The 21020-nt window shown below is 65.6% G+C and carries 23 protein-coding genes; 9 read left to right on the plus strand and 14 right to left on the minus strand.

Features of this window, described 5'->3' with window-relative positions:
- The first annotated feature begins 1 nt into the window (after position 1).
- Entirely contained in the window at positions 2–628 is a 627-nt protein-coding gene (locus NMQ14_RS09620; protein ID WP_257095562.1) for a YbhB/YbcL family Raf kinase inhibitor-like protein, read from the plus strand.
- A gap of 7 nt (positions 629–635) precedes the next feature.
- On the opposite strand, the gene aroC is transcribed toward NMQ14_RS09620, so the two are convergent.
- Complete coding sequence (gene aroC, locus NMQ14_RS09625; RefSeq protein ID WP_257095564.1) at positions 636–1805, minus strand: chorismate synthase; 1170 nt, start codon at positions 1803–1805, stop codon at positions 636–638.
- Between the two features lie 37 nt (positions 1806–1842).
- Between aroC and NMQ14_RS09630 the strand changes: the two genes are divergently transcribed.
- Positions 1843–2559 carry a hypothetical protein gene (locus tag NMQ14_RS09630; protein WP_257095566.1) on the plus strand — a complete coding sequence of 239 codons (717 nt, stop codon included), beginning with the start codon at positions 1843–1845 and terminating at the stop codon, positions 2557–2559.
- Positions 2560–2577: 18 nt separating this feature from the next.
- Here the strand turns inward: NMQ14_RS09630 and NMQ14_RS09635 are convergent, their stop codons facing one another.
- The 8 genes from NMQ14_RS09635 to NMQ14_RS09670 all read right to left on the minus strand — a co-directional run bounded on the left by NMQ14_RS09635 (position 2578) and on the right by NMQ14_RS09670 (position 9600).
- Positions 2578–3357, minus strand: a complete 780-nt coding sequence (locus tag NMQ14_RS09635; RefSeq protein ID WP_257095568.1) for an SDR family oxidoreductase — start codon at positions 3355–3357, stop codon at positions 2578–2580.
- Positions 3357–3899 carry a DUF3833 domain-containing protein gene (locus NMQ14_RS09640; RefSeq protein ID WP_257095989.1) on the minus strand — a complete coding sequence of 181 codons (543 nt, stop codon included), beginning with the start codon at positions 3897–3899 and terminating at the stop codon, positions 3357–3359. The genes NMQ14_RS09635 and NMQ14_RS09640 overlap by 1 nt, the downstream gene beginning before the upstream one ends.
- A 5-nt stretch (positions 3900–3904) precedes the next feature.
- The gene (locus NMQ14_RS09645) at positions 3905–5221 is read right to left on the minus strand and encodes an MFS transporter (protein ID WP_257095570.1); all 1317 of its coding nucleotides are present in this window, start codon (positions 5219–5221) and stop codon (positions 3905–3907) included.
- Entirely contained in the window at positions 5218–5742 is a 525-nt protein-coding gene (locus tag NMQ14_RS09650; RefSeq protein ID WP_257095572.1) for a chalcone isomerase family protein, read from the minus strand. Before NMQ14_RS09650 ends, NMQ14_RS09645 begins: the two co-directional genes overlap by 4 nt.
- Positions 5742–6956, minus strand: a complete 1215-nt coding sequence (locus NMQ14_RS09655; RefSeq protein WP_257095574.1) for a cyclopropane-fatty-acyl-phospholipid synthase family protein — start codon at positions 6954–6956, stop codon at positions 5742–5744. The genes NMQ14_RS09650 and NMQ14_RS09655 overlap by 1 nt, the downstream gene beginning before the upstream one ends.
- Positions 6953–7723 carry a DUF1365 domain-containing protein gene (locus NMQ14_RS09660; RefSeq protein WP_257095577.1) on the minus strand — a complete coding sequence of 257 codons (771 nt, stop codon included), beginning with the start codon at positions 7721–7723 and terminating at the stop codon, positions 6953–6955. Before NMQ14_RS09660 ends, NMQ14_RS09655 begins: the two co-directional genes overlap by 4 nt.
- Positions 7720–8988, minus strand: a complete 1269-nt coding sequence (locus NMQ14_RS09665) for an FAD-dependent oxidoreductase (RefSeq protein ID WP_257095579.1) — start codon at positions 8986–8988, stop codon at positions 7720–7722. The genes NMQ14_RS09660 and NMQ14_RS09665 overlap by 4 nt, the downstream gene beginning before the upstream one ends.
- A gap of 120 nt (positions 8989–9108) precedes the next feature.
- On the minus strand, positions 9109–9600 hold the full coding sequence (locus tag NMQ14_RS09670; protein ID WP_257095581.1) for a glutathione peroxidase: 492 nt from the start codon (positions 9598–9600) through the stop codon (positions 9109–9111).
- On the opposite strand from NMQ14_RS09670, the gene NMQ14_RS09675 reads away from it, so the two are divergent.
- From NMQ14_RS09675 to NMQ14_RS09700, 6 genes are all read left to right on the plus strand, one after another.
- Positions 9599–9922, plus strand: coding sequence for a hypothetical protein (locus NMQ14_RS09675; protein WP_257095584.1), 324 nt, complete (start codon positions 9599–9601; stop codon positions 9920–9922). The two genes, NMQ14_RS09670 and NMQ14_RS09675, sit on opposite strands and share 2 nt — an antisense overlap.
- Before the next feature lie 86 nt (positions 9923–10008).
- Complete coding sequence (locus tag NMQ14_RS09680) at positions 10009–10959, plus strand: MerR family transcriptional regulator (RefSeq protein WP_257095586.1); 951 nt, start codon at positions 10009–10011, stop codon at positions 10957–10959.
- A gap of 216 nt (positions 10960–11175) precedes the next feature.
- On the plus strand, positions 11176–12006 hold the full coding sequence (locus tag NMQ14_RS09685) for a ferritin-like domain-containing protein (RefSeq protein WP_257095588.1): 831 nt from the start codon (positions 11176–11178) through the stop codon (positions 12004–12006).
- Positions 12006–12494: an adenylyltransferase/cytidyltransferase family protein gene (locus tag NMQ14_RS09690; RefSeq protein ID WP_257095590.1), complete on the plus strand. Its 489-nt coding sequence runs from the start codon at positions 12006–12008 to the stop codon at positions 12492–12494. Before NMQ14_RS09685 ends, NMQ14_RS09690 begins: the two co-directional genes overlap by 1 nt.
- A gap of 104 nt (positions 12495–12598) precedes the next feature.
- Positions 12599–13348 (plus strand): c-type cytochrome, encoded by a 750-nt coding sequence (locus NMQ14_RS09695; RefSeq protein ID WP_257095593.1) that lies wholly within the window; start codon positions 12599–12601, stop codon positions 13346–13348.
- A complete protein-coding gene (locus NMQ14_RS09700) occupies positions 13345–14628 on the plus strand; it encodes a cytochrome c (RefSeq protein WP_257095595.1) in 1284 nt (427 codons plus the stop codon). Before NMQ14_RS09695 ends, NMQ14_RS09700 begins: the two co-directional genes overlap by 4 nt.
- A 162-nt stretch (positions 14629–14790) precedes the next feature.
- Here NMQ14_RS09700 and NMQ14_RS09705 read toward each other — a convergent pair whose 3' ends face one another.
- The 4 genes from NMQ14_RS09705 to NMQ14_RS09720 form a co-directional block, all read right to left on the minus strand.
- Positions 14791–15825, minus strand: coding sequence for an isocitrate/isopropylmalate dehydrogenase family protein (locus NMQ14_RS09705; protein WP_257095596.1), 1035 nt, complete (start codon positions 15823–15825; stop codon positions 14791–14793).
- 134 nt (positions 15826–15959) lie between these two features.
- Positions 15960–16679, minus strand: coding sequence for a DNA polymerase III subunit epsilon (gene dnaQ, locus NMQ14_RS09710; RefSeq protein WP_257095597.1), 720 nt, complete (start codon positions 16677–16679; stop codon positions 15960–15962).
- Positions 16680–16743: 64 nt separating this feature from the next.
- Complete coding sequence (gene rnhA / locus NMQ14_RS09715; RefSeq protein ID WP_257095598.1) at positions 16744–17181, minus strand: ribonuclease HI; 438 nt, start codon at positions 17179–17181, stop codon at positions 16744–16746.
- Positions 17182–17195: 14 nt separating this feature from the next.
- A complete protein-coding gene (locus NMQ14_RS09720) occupies positions 17196–17942 on the minus strand; it encodes a class I SAM-dependent methyltransferase (RefSeq protein ID WP_257095599.1) in 747 nt (248 codons plus the stop codon).
- A gap of 77 nt (positions 17943–18019) precedes the next feature.
- Between NMQ14_RS09720 and gloB the strand changes: the two genes are divergently transcribed.
- Positions 18020–18781: a hydroxyacylglutathione hydrolase gene (gene gloB / locus NMQ14_RS09725; protein WP_257095600.1), complete on the plus strand. Its 762-nt coding sequence runs from the start codon at positions 18020–18022 to the stop codon at positions 18779–18781.
- 139 nt (positions 18782–18920) lie between these two features.
- On the opposite strand, the gene NMQ14_RS09730 is transcribed toward gloB, so the two are convergent.
- Positions 18921–20873: a hypothetical protein gene (locus NMQ14_RS09730; protein WP_257095601.1), complete on the minus strand. Its 1953-nt coding sequence runs from the start codon at positions 20871–20873 to the stop codon at positions 18921–18923.
- Between the last annotated feature and the right edge of the window lie 147 nt (positions 20874–21020).

Genomic DNA, 21020 nt, shown 5'->3' on the forward strand with positions numbered 1-21020 from the left:
CATGAAACTGACGAGCAAGAATTTTGCGGACAACGGCCGCATTCCGGGCGAAAACGCCTTCTTCATTCCGGCCGCCACCGGTCACGTCTGCCTGGGCGCCAATCGCAACCCGCATCTGGCATGGTCCGGCCTGCCGACCGGCACCCGGTCGCTGGTGCTGATCTGCAACGATCCGGACGTACCGACCCGGCCGGACGATGTGAATCAGGAAGGACGCACCGTGCCGGCCAGTCTGCCGCGCACCGATTTTTCGCACTGGGTGCTGGTGGATCTTGCCCCGTCAGGGGAAATCGCCGAAGGCGAGTTCTCGTCCGACGTGACGCCGTGCGGCAAGCCGGGCCCGACCGGACCGCGAGGCACGCGCCAGGGCATCAATGACTTCACGGCGTGGTTTGCCGGCGACGAGCAGATGAAGGGCGACTACTACGGCTACGACGGTCCCTGCCCGCCGTGGAATGACGAAGTCCTGCATCACTACGTGTTCACGCTGTACGCGCTGGACATCGAGCGGCTGCCGGTTGACGGACGTTTCACCGCCGCCGATGCACTCAAGGCCATGGCTGGCCGGGTGCTCGGGGAAGCGAAGCTGACCGGCGTGTACTCGCTTAACCCGGCAGTCGCCGGCTGACGCACCCTCAGGCCTCGTCCGGCTCCGGATCGTCGACCGCCGCGTCGCGCTGCGCGCGGATGCCGGCGATCACGTCAGCCGGCGCCGCCGCGGCGATGCGTGGCGTCGCGCATTCGACGTCGCCGCACTGCGCGCGGTGGCGCAGCGCATGGTCGATCAGCACCAGCGCCAGCATGGCTTCGGCCACCGGCGTCGCGCGGATGCCGACACATGGATCGTGACGACCGTGCGTGTTGACGATGACCGGATTGCCCGCCTTGTCGATCGAATGGCGGTCGAGCCGGATGCTCGACGTCGGCTTGATGGCGATCGATACGCGCACGTCCTGTCCGGTCGAAATGCCGCCGAGCACCCCGCCCGCATTGTTCGACAGATAGCCCTGCGGCGACATTTCGTCGGAATGTTCGGTGCCGCGCTGCTCGACACTCGCAAAACCGGCGCCGATCTCCACGCCCTTGACCGCATTGATGCCCATCATGGCGTGCGCGATATCGGCGTCGAGCCTGTCGTACACCGGTTCGCCCCAGCCGACCGGCACACCGGATGCCATGACATCGATGCGCGCGCCGCAGGAATCGCCCGACTTGCGCAGCGTGTCCATGAAAGCCTCGAGTTCGGGCACGATGGCCGCGTCGGGGGCGAAGAAGGGGTTGTCCGCGATGGCCGCACGGTCACGGTAGCTGATGCGCAGCGGACCCAGCTGACTCATCCAGCCGTGGATGTCGATGCCGTGGCGCTCCTTCAGCCACTTGCGCGCGATCGCGCCGGCCGCCACGCGCACCGCGGTTTCGCGCGCCGACGAACGGCCGCCGCCGCGGTGGTCGCGGATGCCGTACTTCTGCCAGTAGGCGTAGTCGGCATGCCCCGGGCGGAAGGTTTCGGCAATGTTGCCGTAGTCCTTCGAACGCTGGTCCTGATTGCGGATCAGCAGTGCGATCGGCGCGCCGGTCGTCATACCCTCGAACACACCTGACAGGATTTCAACTTCGTCCGGCTCGCGCCGCTGCGTCACATGACGCGATGTACCGGGCTTGCGCCGGTCAAGTTCATGCTGGATGTCGGCAGCGGTCAGCGCCAGCCCCGGCGGGCAGCCATCGACCACGCAGCCGATGGCCGGACCGTGCGATTCACCGAAGGATGTGACACAGAACAGCGTGCCCAAAGTGTTGCCGGACATGGGAAAACCCGCGATTTTTCAAGGCCCGGAGTTTACCATGCGCCCCGGTCGCGCCTTTCCGGCGCACACCACCCGTGATTGCACCCGCCTCGCCATGACACAACGCTTTGCCCTCGTCATCGTGCTCACCATCGTCGCTGGCCTGTGGCTCGACGGACAGGCCTACGCCTGGGCACAGCCGGTGGTGTCCATCTGGACCTGGATGCTGTTCGGCCTGCTGTGCTGGCGCGCCGATGCCGACCATCGCCGGCTGTGGCTGGTCTGCCTGGCGTGGGCGACCTTCGGCGAAATCGTGCTCGCGCTGGTCTGGGGGCTGTACGAATACCGGCTCGGCAATCTGCCGCTGTTCGTGCCGCCCGGGCATGTGCTGCTGTTCGCGCTCGGCATGTGGCTCACCGAGCGGCTGCCCGCTTCACTGCCGGACGCCGTTCCGGCGCTGGGCGCCGGTCTGGTCCTGTCCTTCGCATGGCTGGAAGCCGACACCATCAGCCTGCTGCTGTTCGCCTTCTTCCTGCTGTGCATCCGGTACGGTCCGTCACCCCGGCTGTACGGCACCATGTTCGCACTTGCACTGCTGATGGAGCTGTATGGCACGGCGATGGGCAACTGGACCTGGGCGCTGCTCGTTCCGGGGCTGCCGTTTACCGCCGCCAATCCGCCAATCGCGGCCGGTGCGTTCTATTGCATGCTGGACTGGCTGGCGGGGCTGGCGATGCGTCGGGACGGCGCCGCCGCGACGGTCGAGGCGCGCTGAGCCCCGCGTCGGTGTGCGTCAAAGCCCGGTCATTCGCCGTACTGCGGCGAAATACATCCGGTAGGGCAGCAGTCGCAGCAGCAGCAGCCAGCGCGTGAAGCGGTGCGGAAAGTGGATGTGGAAGTCGCCGCGGGCGAGGCCGCTCAGGATGTGCCCCGCCGCTTCGTCGGAGGAAATGAGGGCGGGCATCTTGAAATCGTTCTGTGCGGTCAGCGGCGTTTCGACGAAGCCGGGGCAGACCAGATGCACGCCAAGTCCGCGCGGCCTTACGTCCATGAATAGCGTTTCGGCGAAATTGATCAGCGCCGCCTTGGTCGCACCGTAGATGATGGCCTTGGGCAGGCCGCGATAACCCGCCACGCTGGACAGGATGACGAGCGCACCCGACTGCGCGGCGAGCATGCCGGGCAGCACCGCGGCACAGCCCTTCATGACGGCCGCGACATTGGTGTTCAGCGTGGCGTCGATATCCGCCGGATCCAGCTCCCAGGCGCGCACCGCCTGATAGCGCGCGGCGACGAACAGCACGGCGTCGATGCCGCCCCAGCGCGCGGTCAGCGTGGCGGCCGCATGCGCCAGTGCGTCGGGTTCGGCCACGTCGAGCGGCAGCACCACGGCCTGGGCAGACAGCGAACCCAGCTGCGCGAGCTTGTCCGCACTGCGCGCCGACAACGCCACCCGGGCGCCGTCGGCCATCAACCGGCGTGCCAGCGCTTCGCCGATGCCGGACGATGCGCCGATGAGCCAGACGCGTTGGCCCGACCAGTCGGCCAGCGGCGGATTCAGCGGCGCGAACATCAGGGCGCGCCGCGGGTGAACGACAGCGTCACCTCGCCGAGGTAGATGCCGAATTTGCTCATTGCCGAGCGGTTGAGCATCACCTTGTCGTCGATCATGTACATCCAGTCGTCGAAGTCGACGTTGTAGACGCTGCCATCGACCGGCAGCGCCAGCACGTAACGCCAGCGCAGCGCACTGCCGCTTGCCTCGCCGGTCGCTTCGCCGACGACATCGTCGGCGCGGCCGGTGTAGCGCCCGTTGCCCAGATCCCTGATGGTCCACACGCGGCGGCTGGTCGTGCCGTCGCTCCATGAAAAGTGTTCGTCCAGCGTGCCGGTGTCGCCTTCCCAGCGCGCCTCAATGCGCACCGTGAACCGCTTGATCACCTCGCCGCCTCGGTCCTGGAACATGCCCCAGCCATTGACCGTGCCGTTGAAGTAGGTGCGCAGGTCCATGACGGGCTTCTGCCCTGCGTAACGATCGACCGCCACGCCACCACACCCGGCCACCAGCACGGCGGCGCACAGCGCAGCGATGAAGCTCCGCATTCGCCAGAACATCGATTTCACGATTTCAGTCCTCCGTATTCGGCATCGGTTGCCATTTCCGTTCCCGCTTCGTTGTTCAGTTCGGGTTCCACTTCCGGTTCCAGCCAGTCCGCATGGCGCCACAGCAGCACGCACGCGGCCGCCTTGAGCGCCAACGGCACCAGCCCGTAGACCGCGGCCAGCGCCAGTCGTGCATCGGCATCGGTGGCGCCCGGCTGATAGCCGAGCACGCCCAGCAGCGGCAGCGCCAGACCGGCTGCCAGCGCCAGATTCATCTTGGTGACGAAGTTCCACACGCCGAAGCTGCCGCCAGCCGACAGCGGCTCATCGCGCCGGCCGACCAGGCCGGCCACCAGCGCCGCCGGCAACGCGAGATCGGCACCGAGCGCGATGCCCGATGCTGCGCAGATCAGCATGAAGGCCACGTCATCGCCGGGGCCGAGCGTAAACGCCCAGGCGAAGACCGATATCGCGAGCACCATCGACGCAGCCCAGCTGCGCGCGCGACCGTAGCGGTCGGACAGGCGCGTCCACAACGGCAGTGCCAGCACGCCGGCGACGAAGTACAGCGCGAGAAACAGTCCTTCCCGCTCCGCTGCGCCAAGCACGTCGGCGATGAAGAACAACACGAGGGTGGCCGGAATCGCCGACGCGATCCCGTTGAGCGCAAAAACCGTGAGCAGGCGACGGAAGCGACGGTTCTGCAGCACCTCGCCCAGCACTGCACGCAGCGGCTCGTGCCGCATCGGCTGCACGCGGCTCGCCTCCGGCACGGCAAACAGCGTGATGACGGCACTCACTGCCAGCAGCGGCAGCCAGTACAGCACCGCCTGCCACAGACCCTGTGCCGCATCCGGCGACAGCAAGCCGGGTGCGATGGACGCCGCCACGACACCGACCAGCGCACAACCTTCGCGCACCGCGACAAGCCGGGTGCCCAGGGCCGGCGTCGCCGACAGTTCGGCGCCCCAGGCGTAATAGTTGATGGTGCTGATGCTGTAGCCGGCATAGACCAGCGCCAGCGCACCGATCAGCCAGAACACCGGATCGGTGCCTTCGGCCGGACGCACCAGTGCGAGCAGCCCGAGCGCCAGCGGCAGCAAGCCCATCCACACGAGGCGACGACGGCCACGCGCGCGATCACTGGCGGCGCCGATCAGCGGGTCGATCAGGGCGTCGAGCAGACGCGCTGCGAAAAGCACGATGCCGAGCACGGTCAGCGATACACCGAAGCTGTCGGCGTACAGCTTAGGAATGTGTACGTAGATGGGCAGTGCCGCGGCGGCCAGCGGTGCGCCGAGCACGCCATAGGCAAACAGGCGGGCCGATCTCAACTGGACGGGAGCGATTCGGCCAGCAGACGGGCGCGCAGCTTTGGCTCGCGGGTGCGGGCGTCCAGCCAGATGGCGAAGAAGGCATCGGACAGCGCCTTGTCTTCGATGGCCGGCAGTTCGATGCCCTGATGGAAGAAGCGCGCGCTGCCATCCGTCATCTTCACGCCGGTCAGCACGTCGCCTTCCTTCACGTCGGGGAACACGCCGGTCAGGATGTCCTTCCAGCGCGCCAGACGCTTCTTGTCGCGTTCGCCCAGCCGCTTGATCTCGTCGATGCTGGCTTCGGCCAGCTTGTAGCCGTCGAACGAGCGGGCATAGCGGATGCTCAGCGCAAAACCGCCGTCCGGTGAATAGGTGCCGCCGCTGGCCCACAGAGAGGCGTCGTACAGCTTGAAGCCGAACCAGCGCATTTCGCCTTTGCCGAGCGGCTTCAGGTCGGGCAGCACGTCGCCTGCCCCCGCCAGAGGCTGGGCGGAAGCGATGCCGGCGACCATCAACAACAAGGCAAGCATTCGGCGCATCAGGTTTTCTCCAGATGAAATTGATGAACGTCGATCGAACCGGCGCGGAAGCCGGCCTCGCAGTACGCCAGATAGAAGCGCCACAGCCGCTGGAAGCGACGATCGAATCCCAGCGCGCGCAAGGCGTCGGTGCGCGCTTCGAAGGTGGCGCGCCAGCGTGCCAGCGTCAGCGCGTAATCAGGCCCGAAGCGGAAATCGTCGCGCACCTGCAAGCCGACCTTCTCCGCCTGCTGCACGAACACGCTGGGCGACGGCAGCATGCCGCCCGGGAAAATATACTGCTGGATGAAGTCAGTTCCCTTACGATAACGCGCAAACAGATCGTCTGCGATGCTGATCGTCTGGATAACCGCCTGACCACCGGACGCCAGCAGGCTGTCGAGCTTGGCGAAGTAGGTCGGCCACCAGCGCTCGCCGACGGCTTCGAGCATTTCGATCGATACGATGTGCGACGCCTTGCCGTGCAGGTCCCGGTAATCACGCAATTCACAGGTCGCGCGGTCGGCATAGCCGCCACGCTCTGCGCGCTGTCGCGCCCATGCGAGCTGTGCGGGAGACAGGGTCACACCATGCACGCGCGCACCGGCGCGCTGCGCCGCAACCTCGGCAAAGCCACCCCAGCCGCAACCGATCTCGATCACGCTGTCGTCCGCCGACAGCCCCATCACGCGCGCGATGCGCTGGTATTTGGCGAGTTGCGCTGCTTCCAGATCGCGCCGGGAGTCGCCTTCGTACAGAGCGCTCGAGTAGGTCATGCTGCCGTCCAGCCACAGACCGTAGAACTCGTTGCCCAGATCGTAGTGGGCGACGATGTTCCGGCGGCTGCCTCGTCGTGTGTTCGCGCGGCCGAGATGGCGCATGCGCGCAAACACCAGTGCCAGCAGGTTGCCGTGCACCGCGCGCTGCAGCGCGTCGCGGTTCTGGGCAAACAACGTCAGCACACGGCCGAGTTCGTCGGTATCCCACAGGCCGTCGAACCAGGCTTCGCCAAGACCGATGTCGCCGCGCGCGATCACGCGGTCGAACACCCCCCAGTCGAGGATGCGCATTTCGACCGGCTGACCTCGGCCGCCGAAAGACACCATTTCTCCGTCCGGAAGAGACATCATCAGCCAGCCGTGCTCGATGCGTTCGAGCAGCTTGAATACATGGCGCGCGGCCGATGGGAGCTTTCCGTGTCGCGCAAGCGCGACCATGGCATCCGGTTGGTTCATCGGGTCAATTCCTGTACTGGAGGAGCCGGTTTTCTGAAAAAGGGCACATTCGCCCGCCACAGGTGAAAGGCCTGGATGTGTATGCGCGCAATCACCCCCAGCGTCATCAGCGGGAAAGCCGCCAGAGCACGCCACGCGACGGCACGACTCATCGGCACCGCGCGCCCTGAGACACGGGTACGCAACTGCCGTTCCGCGCCTTCGAAATAATCGATCGCCACCGCATGCTGGCTACCGCGCTGGTCGAAACGGAAGCGGTAGCGACCGCTCACCGGAAAGAAGGGCGATACGTGAAACACCTTGCGTGTCTCCAGCCATTCGCCATTCAGGATGGGGCGGCGGTCGTCGTGCGACACCAGGTAGGCATGGCGTTCGCCGAAGGTGTTGCTCACCTCGCACAGCACGGCGCGCAAGGCACCGCCCGCGTCGTGGCAGAACCAGAAGCTGACCGGGTTGAACACATAACCGAACAGGCGCGGCATGGTTTGCAGGACCACGTCCCCATCAACGCCGGCCAACCCCTCCTGCGCCAGCAATGCGCGTATCCACGGCAGCGGATGCGATCCGTCGCGTGCGCCGTGGTCGCGGAAGTGCAACGACAAGGGCGCCCAGCGGTTCAACGCCAGCATCGGAATTTTCGATGAGCCCAGCGTATCGAGTCGGAAGCGCATGAAGAACAACTGATACGCGAAGCGGCGACGAACCCGTGCGGTCCGCTCATGCATCACCGCGCCACGGCACAGGCTGACATCGCTGGCAGCCATCATGCAGCCAGCACCGGCTCGCTGCGTTGCCAGGGCACGTCGGCACCGAGTTGCCGCGCCACGCGCACCGCCGATGACAGGCCGTCCTCGTGAAAACCGTAGCCTGTCCAGGCGCCGCAGTACCAGATGCGATCGCGGCCCTGGATCTCCGGCAGCCGTTGCTGGGCATCGATCGCCGGGCCGTCGAACAGCGGGTGCGCGTATTCGATGCGTGCAATCACGCTGGCCGAATCGGGTTCGATGAACGGGTTCAGCGTCACCACGACCGGCTGACTGAAGGGCAGCGGCTGCAGTCGGTTCATCAGGTAGGACACGCTGACCGGACGCTCGTCGGGCGCGCCTTCGCCCGCCAGATAATTCCACGCCGACCAGACGCGCCGGTTGCGCGGCAACAACCGAGTGTCGGTGTGCAGCACCGCGTGATTGGGCTGGTAGCGTATGGCGCCCAGCAGCCGCTGTTCGGCCGACGTCGCGGCGTCCCCCAGAAGGGCCAGCGACTCATCCGAGTGGCTGGCCATGACGACCTGATCGAAGCAGTCAGACGCCCCCCCCGCATCGATCCAGACGCCGTCTTCCGCCCGGCGTACACGGGTGACGGACGCGCCGCGCCGCACGTCCGACAACAGCGCAGCCAGTTTCTTCACGTACTCGCGCGAGCCGCCACGCACGGTGAGCCACTGCGGCCGGTCATTCACGCGCAGCAATCCGTGGTTGTGGCAGAAGCGGGCAAACGTGGCGAGCGGGTAGGCCATCATCGTGCGCGTCGGACAGGACCAGATCGCTGCCGCCATCGGCAGCAGATACCAGTCCCGGAAAGCCTCGCTGTAACGATGCTTCACCAGGAACTCGCCGAGCGACAGGTGCTCTGCGCTGCCATTGGCCGCCCGCTCGGTGACTTCGCTGTTGAAGCGCATGATGTCCTGAAGCATCCGCCAGAACCTCGGCCGGGCCAGATTGGCCGGTTGGGCGAACACCGTGGCCAGGCTGCTGCCGCTCCACTCGATGCCGGAGTCCTGCAGACTGACGCCGAAACTCATTTCGCTGTCCGCAATGTCCACACCAAGATAAGCAAACAGACCGCACAGATGCGGATAGGTCGCCCGGTTGAACACAATGAAACCGGTGTCGACCGGGTGGCGTACACCACCCAGCTCCACATCCAGCGTGTTCGAGTGGCCGCCAAGACGATCGTGCTGTTCGAACAGCGTGACCTGGTGTTCGCGCGACAGCAGCCATGCGGCTGCGAGTCCGGAGATTCCGGAACCCACGACTGCAATCCTCATAATTCTCCTGGAAACCGCATCGGATGGTGTGCGGCCGGACGATCCCGCCGCATCAGGCGTAACTTTACATTGACACCGCCATAGAACGGCAAATTGACACCAGCTTCAACGCGCCAGCGCAGCCTCTATGGCCGCGATCATTTCTGGCGATTCCGGCGCCACATTGCTCGGAAACGACTTGATCGTGCTGCCATCTCTCGCGATCAGGTACTTGTGGAAATTCCATCCGGGTTCGACGCCGGTCAGGCGCGTGAGATCTGCGTAGAACGGATGACGCTGCGCCCCTTTTACCGCGGTCTTCGAAAACATCGGAAACTTGACGCCATAAGTCATGCTGCAGAACTCCGCGATGTCCTTGTCGCTACCCGGTTCCTGATTGCCGAAATCGTTTGACGGAAAACCGAGCACGGTAAAACCGCGCGTACCAAAGCGTGACTGCAGTTTTTCCAGCCCTTCGTACTGCCGGGTAAAGCCGCAGCGGCTTGCGGTATTGACGACAAGCAACACGCGGCCGCTGAATTCGCACAGCGACTTTGGCTTGCCATCGAGCAGGCCGGGCAGCGAACGGTCAAGCACGGTCGGGCAGGATTCGGCCATGGCGGCTCCGGTCGTCAATGTGAAGACGGCGGCGAACAGCCAGTCAGCGCGACGCACGGCTAAGCTCGCAACACCGCACCGTCGTTTCGGACAACGCCGGCGGCAGGAAATGGGTGCCCGTCACCGCGCGATGCAGGTGGATGAGCGTTTCATTGGACGTCGGCTTGTGCGCAGCACCTGCCGGCACTGCCAGTGCGACCTGCGCAGGCTTCGCCGCGGCCGACGGCTCGTCTGCACCCGGCATGCGTGCCAGGCACACACTGGTGAGCGCACCCGCTCCGGCGAAAAGAAGTCCCGCGACAACAGCGTGTTTCATGACTGACCCCCAATTTTGTCCTGGACAAAACCCTCTGTAGCTTTTAATCTAGGGCTCATTGAACGCTTTGTCAATGGTTTGTCCAGGACAATATGAAACACGACGCCAACGGGTCTGGTCGATTGACGATCAGCGCCGTCGAACGCGAAACAGGCCTTCCCAAAGACACACTTCGCGTGTGGGAAAGGCGTTACGGGTTCCCTCAGCCCGCCCGAGATGAAGCGGGCGAGCGTCTGTATACGCAGGAAGACGTCAATCGGTTGCGCCTGATCCGCAGATTGATCGATCAGGGCTGGCGGCCGGGCAAGCTGCTGGCCGCCAGCGAGGCGGATCTGCAGCGGATCATCGAGGCAGAACGCGTCGCAAGCACGTCAGTTGCGCTGGATGGAGGCGTGCCGACGGACGAAGTACTTGCGGCAATACGGCGCCACGACGTGCCTGCATTGCGCGACCTGTTTCAGCGCACCCTGCTCGAACGGGGACTGCAGGCCCTGGTGTCGGATCTGGTCGCGCCGCTCAACGTGGTCATCGGCGAAGCCTGGATACGCGGCGAACTGGGCGTTCCCGAAGAGCACTTCTACACCGAGCAGGTGCAGAGCTTCCTGCGCGGCACCCTCGCCGGTTACACCCGGCCGGCCGCGCCGCCGCGCGTCCTGCTCACCACACTGCCGGAGGAGGAACATGGCCTCGGTTTGTTGATGGTGGAGGTAATGCTGGCGTCGGAAGGCGCGCAATGCTGTTCGCTCGGGCCCCGCATGCCACTGACCGACATCCGCACGTCGGCCTTGACCTCGGCGGCCGACATCGTCGCGCTCTCCTTCAGCGCCGCTTACCCACTGCGTCAGGCACTCGCCGGCGTTCGTACGCTGCGCGATTCTTTGCCGGACACGGTGGGCATCTGGGTCGGCGGAGCGGGTGCGAACGAAAGACTGGCGGGCATCCCGGGCGTATCCGTCATCGGTGCCATCCGCAGCGTGCCCGACGCATTGGCCGAGTGGCGTGCGGCCCGGCTGCCCGATTCGTCCATCGCCGCCCTGAATTGATGCACGGGCTTTCCCGGCGGGCACCAACCGGCCGGGAGATTCTCCTGAAATATGCGCCGGGCACGCCGCTCCGGCTTGATAGCGCCCCTTTCATCCGTCTATTTCATTTACCGGCAGCAGGCTGAACGTGGTTTGATCTGGCCGGTCGTACACGTACAGCATTCATCATGCTGACTTGTGCTCGCGTAAAATGGCGTTTTCCCGAGGAGCCCGCCCATGCTCTACCCCGAACTGTTCAAGTCACTCGAATCCGCCCGCTGGGACATGGACAAAGACGTGCCTTGGGACGGTTTCGACGCGTCGCTGCTGTCGGACGAACAGGCGCTGACGATCAAGATGAATGCCATCACCGAATGGTCGGCGCTACCGGCGACCGAAATGTTCCTGCGCGACAACCGCGACGACTCCGACTTCTGCGCCTTCATGTCTGTGTGGTTCTATGAGGAACAGAAGCATTCGCTGGTACTGCTCGAATATCTGCGCCGCTTCCGGCCCGACCTGTCACCGACCGAGCAGGAACTGCACGAGGTGCGCTTCGAATTCGATCCGGCACCGGCACTGGAAACGCTGATGCTGCATTTCTGCGGCGAAGTACGGCTGACCCAGTGGTACCGCCGTGCGTCGGAATGGCACACCGAGCCGGTCATCAAGCACATCTACGGCCTGCTGTCGCGAGATGAGGCGCGGCATGGCGGGGCCTATCTGAAGTACATGAAGCGTGCGATCGAGCGCACCGGCGACACCGCGCGGGCAGCGTTTTCCAAGATCGGCATGCTGATGGCGGCCAGCGGACGCGCCGGCAAGCCGCTGCATCCGACCAATCTGCACGTCAGCAAGACGCTTTATCCGCGCGATACCATCCAGTCCCGCCTTCCCGACCCTGACTGGCTGGAACACTGGCTGGACCAGCAGATCCGTTTCGACAAGGACTGCGAGGCGCGCGTCATCGGCGGCATCCTGCGCAATCTCAGTTCGCTGTTCGGCGAAAGTTTCAAGACCATCAGTGACCTGAACCGCTTCCGCAAGCAGTTCGCCACGGCAGCTTGATGCAGGGCGGGACCCCGGCTTTCGAAGCCAAACTGTGCGCACCGGCCGACCTGCCGGCGCGTGCCGCCGATCTTTCGGGGCCGCGGGTTTTCACCAACGGCTGCTTCGACATCCTGCATCGCGGTCACGTGACCTGCCTGGCACAGGCGCGCGCGCTTGGCGGCTCGCTGATCGTGGCGTTGAACTCCGATGCCTCGGTACGCCGGCTCGGCAAGGGCGATGATCGTCCGGTCAATCCGCTGGAAGACCGCGCTGCCGTGATCGCGGCACTTGAATCGGTCAGTCTGGTCACCTGGTTCGACGCCGATACCCCGCTCGACCTCATTCTTGCCTGTCGTCCCGAAGTGCTGGTCAAGGGCGGCGACTGGCCGATAGACCGCATCGTCGGTGCGCGCGAAGTGCTGGCGCGGGGCGGCCGGGTCGAATCCATCGCCTTCGAGCACGAACGCTCGACCACCGGGCTGCTGCACAAGATCCGCCGTCTCTGATCACGCCGACGGCCACGCGGCATCGCACCATAACCGTGCATACCGGGGCGCGCCCCTTATCATCCGGCTTGACCGCCTCCCGTCTGCCCGCCCCGCCCGTTCCGATGAAACAACTGTTTGAATCCCGCCCTGTCCGTCTGCCGATGCAGCGCCTGCTGCTCGCCTGCTGTGCCGTGATGTCCTTTTCGGCACTTGCCGCGCCGGTCGTCGAAGACACGATGGCGCAGCGCGTACTCGCCTGTACCGGCTGTCACGGCGCCGAAGGTCGCGCCGGCCCGGACGGCTACTACCCGCGCATCGCCGGCAAGCCGGCCGGCTATCTGCACAACCAGTTGCTGAATTTCCGCGACGGTCGCCGTCAGTACCCCCTGATGTCCGAACTGCTTCAGACGCTGGGTGACGACTACCTGCGAGACATGGCCGACCACTTCGCCGCACTCGACCTGCCCTACCCGGCCGTGCGCGCCACCGGCCCCGGCGCCGCACTCGGGCGCGGCGAAAGACTGGTGCGCGAAGGCGACGCAGCGCGTGACCTGCCGGCCTGCGCCAGCTGCCATGGCGACGCACTGATGGGTGTCGCGCCCGCGATCCCGGGGCTGATCGGCCTGCCGCGCGACTATCTGGCCGCCCAGCTGAGCGCCTGGAAAAGCGGCATCCGACAGGCGCATGCACCGGACTGCATGGCACAGATCGTCAAGCAACTGAGCGCGGACGACATCGGCGCGGTATCGCAATGGCTGGCTGCGCAAACCGTGCCGGCAGGTGCCAAACCCGCTGCCATGACGACGCGCGAGCTGCCGCTGCGCTGCGGTGGCGTGCCTGCCTCGCAGACGGCCGGGGGCGCCGCACGATGAAGCGCGCCGCCCTGATCCTTCCGCTGCTCGCGCTGCTGGCGGCGCTGGTCTGGTGGTCGACCGGTCAAGACACCGGCGCCGACGCGCTGCCGGTCGCCGACGCCTCCCGCTCCGCTGCGCCGCCGGCGGAACTCGTCGCACGCGGCGAGTATCTGGCGCGCGCCGGCAACTGCATGGCCTGCCACAGCGCGCGCGGCGGCACACCCTGGGCCGGCGGGCGCGCCATCGACACCGCGTTCGGCACCTTCTACACCAGCAATCTCACCCCCGACCCCGACACCGGCCTGGGCCACTGGACCGCCGACGACTTCTGGCGGGCGCTGCACGAAGGCCGCTCGCGCGACGGTCGGCCGCTCTATCCGGCCTTTCCCTACACGAGCTACACCCATGTCACGCGCGAAGATTCCGATGCGCTGTGGGCCTATCTGCAGACGCTGCCCGCAACCCGGCAAGCCAGCCGGCCGCACGTGCTGCGTTTCCCCTACGACTCGCAGGCCGCGCTGGCCGCCTGGCGCACGCTGTATTTCAAGCCGGCCGTATTCCAGGCCGATGCGTCGCAGTCTGCAACCTGGAACCGCGGCGCCTATCTGGTGCAGGGGCTCGGCCACTGCAGCGCGTGCCACGCGCCGCGCAACGCGCTGGGCGCCAGCGAGGACGCGGACAAACTCGCCGGCGGGCTGATGGCCGGCCAGAACTGGTACGCACCGTCGCTGGGCTCGCCGCACGAGGCGGGCGTGCAGGACTGGAAACGCGAAGAGGTCATCGCGCTGCTGCGTGACGGCATTTCGCACAACGCGTCGGTCGCCGGTCCGATGGCCGAGGTGGTATTCGGCAGCACGCAATATCTGTCCGCCAGCGATCTGGATGCGATGGCGACCTATCTGCAGGCGTTGCCTGCGACGGCTCCGGTGGCAGCCGCCGGCAGGATCGTCGCGCTCGACGATGCGCAGCGCGCCCGCGCTGCGCAGTTGTTCGTCGACCACTGCGCAGGCTGCCATGGTGAAAACGGCGAAGGATCCGGCAGCATCTACCCGGCGCTCGACGGCAACCGGGCGGTGACGCTGGACCCGCCGGCCAATCCGCTGCGCATCGTGCTCGGCGGCGGCTTTGCCCCGGCCACGAAAGGCAACCCGCGCCCCTTCGGCATGCCGCCATTCGCCGCCAGTCTCAGCGACGAGGACATCGCGCTGGTCGTGTCACACATCCGCGGCAGCTGGAGCAATGGCGCAAGCCCGGTCAGCGTCATCGACGTTCAGCGCTACCGCGGCAATCTGCGCTGAGCGCACCGCCTGACGGAGCGTGAAGACGCAGCCTGTGGGAACGGCGTTGTGGGAGCGGCGGGGCCGCCGCTCCCACAGGCCGACGCGGAGCTCTTTGCCAGCCCCGTCCGCGCCAGCAAGGCCAGCCCTGGAGAGCCGCCGCGGCGACAGCCCCGGCAGCGATCAGCTGTTGCGGATGCGCGCGACCAGGGCGTCGGTGTACTGCTTCGTCGTCGCCTTGCCACCGAGATCGCCGGTGCGCACATTGTCGATGTTGAGCGTATCCGACACCGCCTTGCGGATGATGTCGCCCTTGTCCTGCAGTTTCACATGGTCGAGCATCAGCGCAGACGCCAGCACCAGCGCCGTCGGATTGGCGATGCCCTTGCCGGCGATGTCCGGCGCCGAGCCATGGACCGCCTCGAAGATCGCCGCGTCGGCGCCGATGTTGGAGCCCGGCGCCATGCCCAGACCACCGACCAGGCCGGCGGTCAGGTCGGACAGGATGTCACCGAACAGGTTGGTGGTGACCAGTACGTCAAACTGCCAGGGGTTCATCACCAGCTTCATGCAGCAGGCGTCCACGATGACCTGTTCGAACTGGATGCGGCCCTTGTAGCGCTCTTCGTACATCTGTTCGGCGGTCTCCAGGAAGATGCCGGTCAGCGCCTTCATGATGTTGGCCTTGTGCACCACGGTCACTTTCTTGCGGCCGAGCGCGATCGCGTGTTCGAACGCGTATTCGAGGATGTGGCGCGCGCCCTGGCGGGTGTTCACGCCGGTCGACATGGCCACCGCGTGCGGGTCGCCCTCGATCGGGATGAAGTGCTCGTAGCCCATGTACAGGCCTTCGAGATTTTCGCGGCAGACGATGAGGTCGATGTTGTCGTAGCGGCCGCCAGGGATCAGCGTGCGCGCCGGACGGATGTTGGCGTACAGCTTGAACGCCTCGCGCAGGCGCACGTTGATCGAGCGGAAACCGCCGCCGACCGGCGTCTCCAGCGGGCCCTTAAGGCCGAGCCGGGTGCGGCGGATGCTTTCCAGCGTCGCCTCCGGCAACGGATCGCCATGCGTCTTGAGCGCGCCCATGCCGGCTGGCTGGGTATCCCATTCGAACGGCGCACCGACGGCGTCCAGCGCGGCCAGCGCGGCGTCCATGATTTCGGGGCCGATACCGTCGCCGGGTATCAGGGTGGCGGGAATTTTCTGCGCACTCATTCGGGGTCTCCTGTCATGGTTATGCATCGCCGTACGTCAGCGCCGGGTTGGCGCAGCGTCCGGAAATGTGGGAAGGCCGAAGCAAGAAACCTGCCCCGGCAGGGTCTGGCGGCACGTACCGGCAGACCCGATGTTCATGCCGGCGTGACCGGCTCGATGGCGCGCCATACCGTGGCGCCGCCGCTGGCCTTGTCGATCTCGGCCAGCACGCGTTCGTGCTCCGAACGCTCGGCGTCGCTCGCCAGTACGCGGCGCAATGCACCGGAAACGCGCGTCGGCCCGGCACTGCGCACCGTCGCGGCATCCGGCTCGAGATCGATGATCAGGCTTTCCTGACCGCGCGTCATTGCCAGATAGACCTCGACCAGCAGTTCGGCGTCGCGCAGTGCGCCGTGGAATTCACGGTGCGTGTTGTCGATGCCGAAGCGCTCGCACAGCGCATCGAGATTGGCGCGCTTGCCGGGGAACATGTCGCGCGCCATGCGCACGGTGTCGATCGGCGGGCCGCTGGTGATCGTGCGCAGCAGCGGCAGCCCGAGCAGGTTCAGTTCGTTGTCGATGAATCCGACGTCGAAGGCGGCGTTGTGGATGACCAGTTCGGCGTCGCGCACGAAATCGACGAATTCCGCCGCCACATCGCGGAATTTCGGCTTGTCGGCGAGAAACTCGGTCGTGATGCCGTGGATCGCGACTGCGCCTTCCGGCACCTCGCGCTCCGGATTGACGAAGCGATGCAGTTGCCGGCCGGTGCGCTTGCGACCGACCATTTCGACGCAGCCGATTTCGATCAACCGGTCGCCGTTCTGCCATTCCAGCCCGGTCGTTTCGGTGTCGAGGATGATCTGGCGTTTCATGGAAGGGAAAGTCCGGGAACAGGTCGGGCCACTGCGCGGCGCATTCTACAGCCAGCCGTCGCGCTCACGCACCGCGCACGGGAATCGCGTCGCGCGCCAGCCGGTCGACGCGCTCGTTCTCCGGGTGCCCGGCATGGCCCTTGACCCACTTCCACTCGACTTCATGCACCCGTGCCGCCGCATCGAGCGCCTGCCACAGGTCGACGTTCTTGACCGGATCGCCACCCGCCGTTTTCCAGCCCTTGCGCTTCCAGCCGTGTATCCACTCGCTGATGCCCTTCTGTACATACTGCGAGTCGGTATACACCACGGCGTGCACCGGCTTCTTCAGTGCGTTGAGCGCTTCGATCACCGCCATCAGTTCCATTCGGTTGTTCGTGGTCGCGCGCTCGCCACCCGACAGTTCGCGTTCGACGGCGCCGCACTTGAGCAGCGCGCCCCAGCCGCCCGGGCCCGGGTTGCCGCTGCAGGCACCGTCGGTATAGATGATCACATCGTCCAAGACTTGCTCCAGGTTCAGGTGCCGAACTTGCGGTCCGGCACGGTATTGCGACGGGCGCTACCGACGCTGGCCACGGCCCGCGCGGCGGCGCGACGGTCGCTCCATTTCGGCGTGATGAGGCGCATGCCATGGACCCGCTTGACACCCTGCAGTACGTAGGTAGCGCCCAGGAAGGGCCACCAGCGGTCACCGGCGGATTCGATGAAACTCCAGCGCGCCAGCCATTTCTCGCTGCGTACCGGCGGGCGGTAGCAGCCGAAACAGCCCGCCTGCGTGTCCAGGCTGAGCAGCTTGAACCAGTCGCGCAGGCGCGGCACCGACAGCCAGTCTCCATTCCACGGAAAGGGCTCGCGTTCCTGCAGGCGCCGCCGTGCGCCCCACAGGCTGAACGGGTTGAAGCCGGTCACCAGCACCTGCCCTTCCGGTACCAGCACCCGCTCCACCTCGCGCAGCACGGCGTGCGGGTCGGCGGCAAATTCGAGCACATGCGGCAGCACCACCAGATCGACGCTGGTGGCCGGAAACGGCAGATGTACCGGATCGCACACCAGGGCCGGCATCGGACCCGGGCGCGCATCGTCGCTGTACAGCTTGAACGGCATCCGGTTGGCGCGCAGATAGTCGTGCTGCAGCAGGCCGATCTGTACCGCGTTGTAACCGAACACGTCGGCCACCATCTGGTCCACCTGTGCGTGCTCCCAGCGCTGGACGTATTGTCCCTGCGGGGTATCGAGCCATTCGTGCAAACCGGGAATCGACATGTTTTACGGGGCGGTGGATCGTCACGCGTGAGACGGACGCATTGTCATTGCTTCAGCCTCACGCCAGAATCGGGCGGATGAAGATATATCCGATACCCGCGTTTGGCGACAATTATCTTTGGCTGGTCGCAAACGGAACACGCGCGCTGGCGGTCGACCCGGGTGACGCCACACCGATACTCGCGGCACTCGACCGGCACCGCCTGACGCTCGACACCATCCTGATCACCCACCACCACAGCGACCACATCGGCGGCGTCGCCGAACTGGTGCGTCGCACCGGCGCACGCGTCTACGGGCCCGCGGACGAGCGCATTGCCGAAGTGACCGATCCGGTGGCAGAGGGCCGGCGCATCGACCTGCCCTGGCTGGGCGTCGCCCTGACGGTGCTCGACGTGCCCGGCCACACGCGCAGCCACATTGCCTGGTATGGCGGCGATGCACTGTTCTGCGGCGACACGTTGTTCGCCGCCGGATGCGGCCGGCTGTTCGAAGGCACGGCGGAACAGATGTGGCACTCGCTGTCGCGCATCGCCTCGCTGCCGCTGCACACGCGCATCTACTGTGCGCACGAATACACCGAATCCAATCTGCGCTTCGCACTGGCGGTCGAACCGGACAACCAGGCGCTGATCGCCCGCGCCCGCCGCGTCGCGAAGCTCCGGGCCGCCGGTCAGCCCAGCGTGCCGTTCGCGCTGGCCGAAGAACTGGCGACCAACCCCTTCCTGCGCGTGCGCGAGGCAGCCATCATCGGCGCCGCCGAAGCACATGCCGGCCGCAAACTGAAAAGCCCGGTCGAGGTGTTCGCGGTACTGCGGGAGTGGAAGAACGGGTTCTAGTGGGGGCGGCCAAACCAGGGCCGATAGTCCAGTCGATCGAACTCCGTCCCCTGGCCAGAGCGAAGGGTCACCATGCAGCCACTGTCCTCGAAGCGAAAAACCGCTTGCCTGGACCGATCAGGTCAGACTCAGGCAGAGATCATCGTCTGCGCCGGGCCAGGCAACCGACCATCAGAAGCCCTGCTCCGTAAAGCCAGGCGGCAGGCGGCAGAGGCAGAGGCACGGCAGTGACTGAATAGACATAGAACCTGCGACCGTCGGTTTCTCCCTCGATCACCGCCAGGTCACTGATGACATGGACCGTCAGCGGCGCCAGCCCGACGAACGGCGGGTCGGCGACCAGCCATTCGAACACGTCGCCCTGATCGGGAACGAAGCCATCGATGAAACGCAGGTTCACAATGCTGTCTGCTAGATTTGCCTGACCCAGTACGACCAGTTGGTCATACTCGATGCCCGCGAGGCGGCCGCCGATTTCGATGTCGAAAATCGTACCGTTCGCCTCCAGATTGCCGTCGATGGTCAGGATGCCGGGCGAGTTACCCGGCCCGATGGTGACGGCACCTGTCGAAATCAGGCTGCTGAAACCGCCTGAGCCATAGCCGATCGTCCCGGTGCCGCTGAGCGTGCCGCCGACGAACTCGATCTCATCCCCGTTCAGCCGCCCGTTGACCACCGTATCACCCTCGATCTGGCGGAAGGTGCCCACGCGCAACTCGCCATCCGGGTCGATCACCAGTTCGGGTGTATTGAGCAGCGTGGCGACGCCTTGCCGGTTCTGCAGGAAGGAATCGGCATCCACCACCGTCGCAAGCCCGGTGAGCGGATCGACAATCCCGGGTACGCGAACGCGCCCTGCGTTCTCGAACACGCCGACCGCGTTGTAATCGGACGTGTTGTCAGGAAAAAGCGGATCATCTTCCGGCACCGGAAGAAAGGTCATCTCACCGCCCCGCGCGTTGCGGACGTTGACGACACACGTGTCACCGAATCGATCATTGGAACAGGCACCGGAATCGCGGCTGCCCAGCAGCACACCGGAGAACGAACCTTCGTTGATCAGAAGGCCGCGGGCCGCGGCGACGGACGATGTCCCTGCACCGACCGCCACCACGGCCGCACCGCTCGCCGTCACCAGGGAGCCGGTGTTCTGCAGCATTGCGCCAGGCCCGATTTCGATACGGCTCTGAAAACCATCGACGAGAAAATCCGCCCGTTGCCGCCACTCCGCCATATCAAAGCTTCCACCCCGCATCAAAGCGATGCGACTGCGCTCCGTCAGCAACAGCCCCCCGGTCTCGGTGGTGATGAAACCGGTGAACACGTGAGAGCCGGAGAAGGAAATACCGTACCGGGCAGCACCGCCAAAAACGTCCGCATAAAAAGAGGCGTTGTCATGAAAACCGCCGGCCGCCAGATGCAAGGAACCCGACCATGCCTCGAACTTGCCGCTGTCTTGCACCACCGGCAGCGCGAACACGCTCGTGCTGCTGCCCGACGCCTTGATCACCGACGCACCGGCCTGATTGACGAAGGACGAGCGCGCGAGCTCAGAGCTTCGAACCATGCCCAGATCGTTCTGGATCCAGTAAGTCGAAAAAACATCATTGATGAAACGGGCACCGCCCCCGAGGATCAATCGCCCATTGCCGGTCTGAAAGAATTCACCCTTGTTGATCGCGTCGAGCGGAAACAGGTTCTCCGCATCACTGGCAGCGATGTACATGCCATCAGACGGAAAAGAAGTGCCGTAACTTGCGCCCGGGACGCCGCTCGTGCCGAAAAACTCAAGTCGGGCCGGGTAACCGGCCGCGGCAATCCAGCCATTGGCGAGCACCGCGTTCGTTGCGGTCGAAGCTCCCCGAAAGCCGTCTCGAAAAATGATCGTGCCACCTTCCATCGACAGCACACCCAGATCAACGGCTCCGTATCGATCGATCTGCTGACCCGCGGGCACGATCGTCTGCGCCGTCGCAGGCGCCCACGCTGCAGCGGCGCACACACACAGGGTCAGGGCCGTCGCCAGTCCGAACCGCGGGGCGTTGTGACGGCGCCGCGAAGGCACGGCTGAGTTCAAAACAACGGTATCCATGGTTCCCGTTCCGTGATGACGGCACGCGTCGGACATTAGCAGCCGCCGCAATTCGCAGCCACCTCGCCGGTCTCACGTTTCTTGACGCTGATCAAAGAGTTACTTCACGTGACGGTGCCCGTTCGTCGGCGACAGATTCGCGTGATT

This window comes from Methyloversatilis sp. XJ19-13 (assembly GCF_024580155.1).
GTDB lineage: Bacteria > Pseudomonadota > Gammaproteobacteria > Burkholderiales > Rhodocyclaceae > Methyloversatilis.

Bases quoted from the DNA above. Each gene is read 5' to 3' on its own strand.
- NMQ14_RS09620 (WP_257095562.1), top strand. From the start codon at position 2: ATGAAACTGACGAGCAAGAATTTTGCGGACAACGGCCGCATTCCGGGC.
- aroC (WP_257095564.1), bottom strand. From the start codon at position 1,805: ATGTCCGGCAACACTTTGGGCACGCTGTTCTGTGTCACATCCTTCGGT.
- NMQ14_RS09630 (WP_257095566.1), top strand. From the start codon at position 1,843: ATGCGCCCCGGTCGCGCCTTTCCGGCGCACACCACCCGTGATTGCACC.
- NMQ14_RS09635 (WP_257095568.1), bottom strand. From the start codon at position 3,357: ATGTTCGCGCCGCTGAATCCGCCGCTGGCCGACTGGTCGGGCCAACGC.
- NMQ14_RS09640 (WP_257095989.1), bottom strand. From the start codon at position 3,899: ATGTTCTGGCGAATGCGGAGCTTCATCGCTGCGCTGTGCGCCGCCGTG.
- NMQ14_RS09650 (WP_257095572.1), bottom strand. From the start codon at position 5,742: ATGCGCCGAATGCTTGCCTTGTTGTTGATGGTCGCCGGCATCGCTTCC.
- NMQ14_RS09655 (WP_257095574.1), bottom strand. From the start codon at position 6,956: ATGAACCAACCGGATGCCATGGTCGCGCTTGCGCGACACGGAAAGCTC.
- NMQ14_RS09660 (WP_257095577.1), bottom strand. From the start codon at position 7,723: ATGATGGCTGCCAGCGATGTCAGCCTGTGCCGTGGCGCGGTGATGCAT.
- NMQ14_RS09675 (WP_257095584.1), top strand. From the start codon at position 9,599: ATGGCGGCTCCGGTCGTCAATGTGAAGACGGCGGCGAACAGCCAGTCA.
- NMQ14_RS09670 (WP_257095581.1), bottom strand. From the start codon at position 9,600: ATGGCCGAATCCTGCCCGACCGTGCTTGACCGTTCGCTGCCCGGCCTG.
- NMQ14_RS09680 (WP_257095586.1), top strand. From the start codon at position 10,009: ATGAAACACGACGCCAACGGGTCTGGTCGATTGACGATCAGCGCCGTC.
- NMQ14_RS09685 (WP_257095588.1), top strand. From the start codon at position 11,176: ATGCTCTACCCCGAACTGTTCAAGTCACTCGAATCCGCCCGCTGGGAC.
- NMQ14_RS09690 (WP_257095590.1), top strand. From the start codon at position 12,006: ATGCAGGGCGGGACCCCGGCTTTCGAAGCCAAACTGTGCGCACCGGCC.
- NMQ14_RS09695 (WP_257095593.1), top strand. From the start codon at position 12,599: ATGAAACAACTGTTTGAATCCCGCCCTGTCCGTCTGCCGATGCAGCGC.
- NMQ14_RS09700 (WP_257095595.1), top strand. From the start codon at position 13,345: ATGAAGCGCGCCGCCCTGATCCTTCCGCTGCTCGCGCTGCTGGCGGCG.
- NMQ14_RS09705 (WP_257095596.1), bottom strand. From the start codon at position 15,825: ATGAGTGCGCAGAAAATTCCCGCCACCCTGATACCCGGCGACGGTATC.
- dnaQ (WP_257095597.1), bottom strand. From the start codon at position 16,679: ATGAAACGCCAGATCATCCTCGACACCGAAACGACCGGGCTGGAATGG.
- NMQ14_RS09720 (WP_257095599.1), bottom strand. From the start codon at position 17,942: ATGTCGATTCCCGGTTTGCACGAATGGCTCGATACCCCGCAGGGACAA.
- gloB (WP_257095600.1), top strand. From the start codon at position 18,020: ATGAAGATATATCCGATACCCGCGTTTGGCGACAATTATCTTTGGCTG.
- NMQ14_RS09730 (WP_257095601.1), bottom strand. From the start codon at position 20,873: ATGGATACCGTTGTTTTGAACTCAGCCGTGCCTTCGCGGCGCCGTCAC.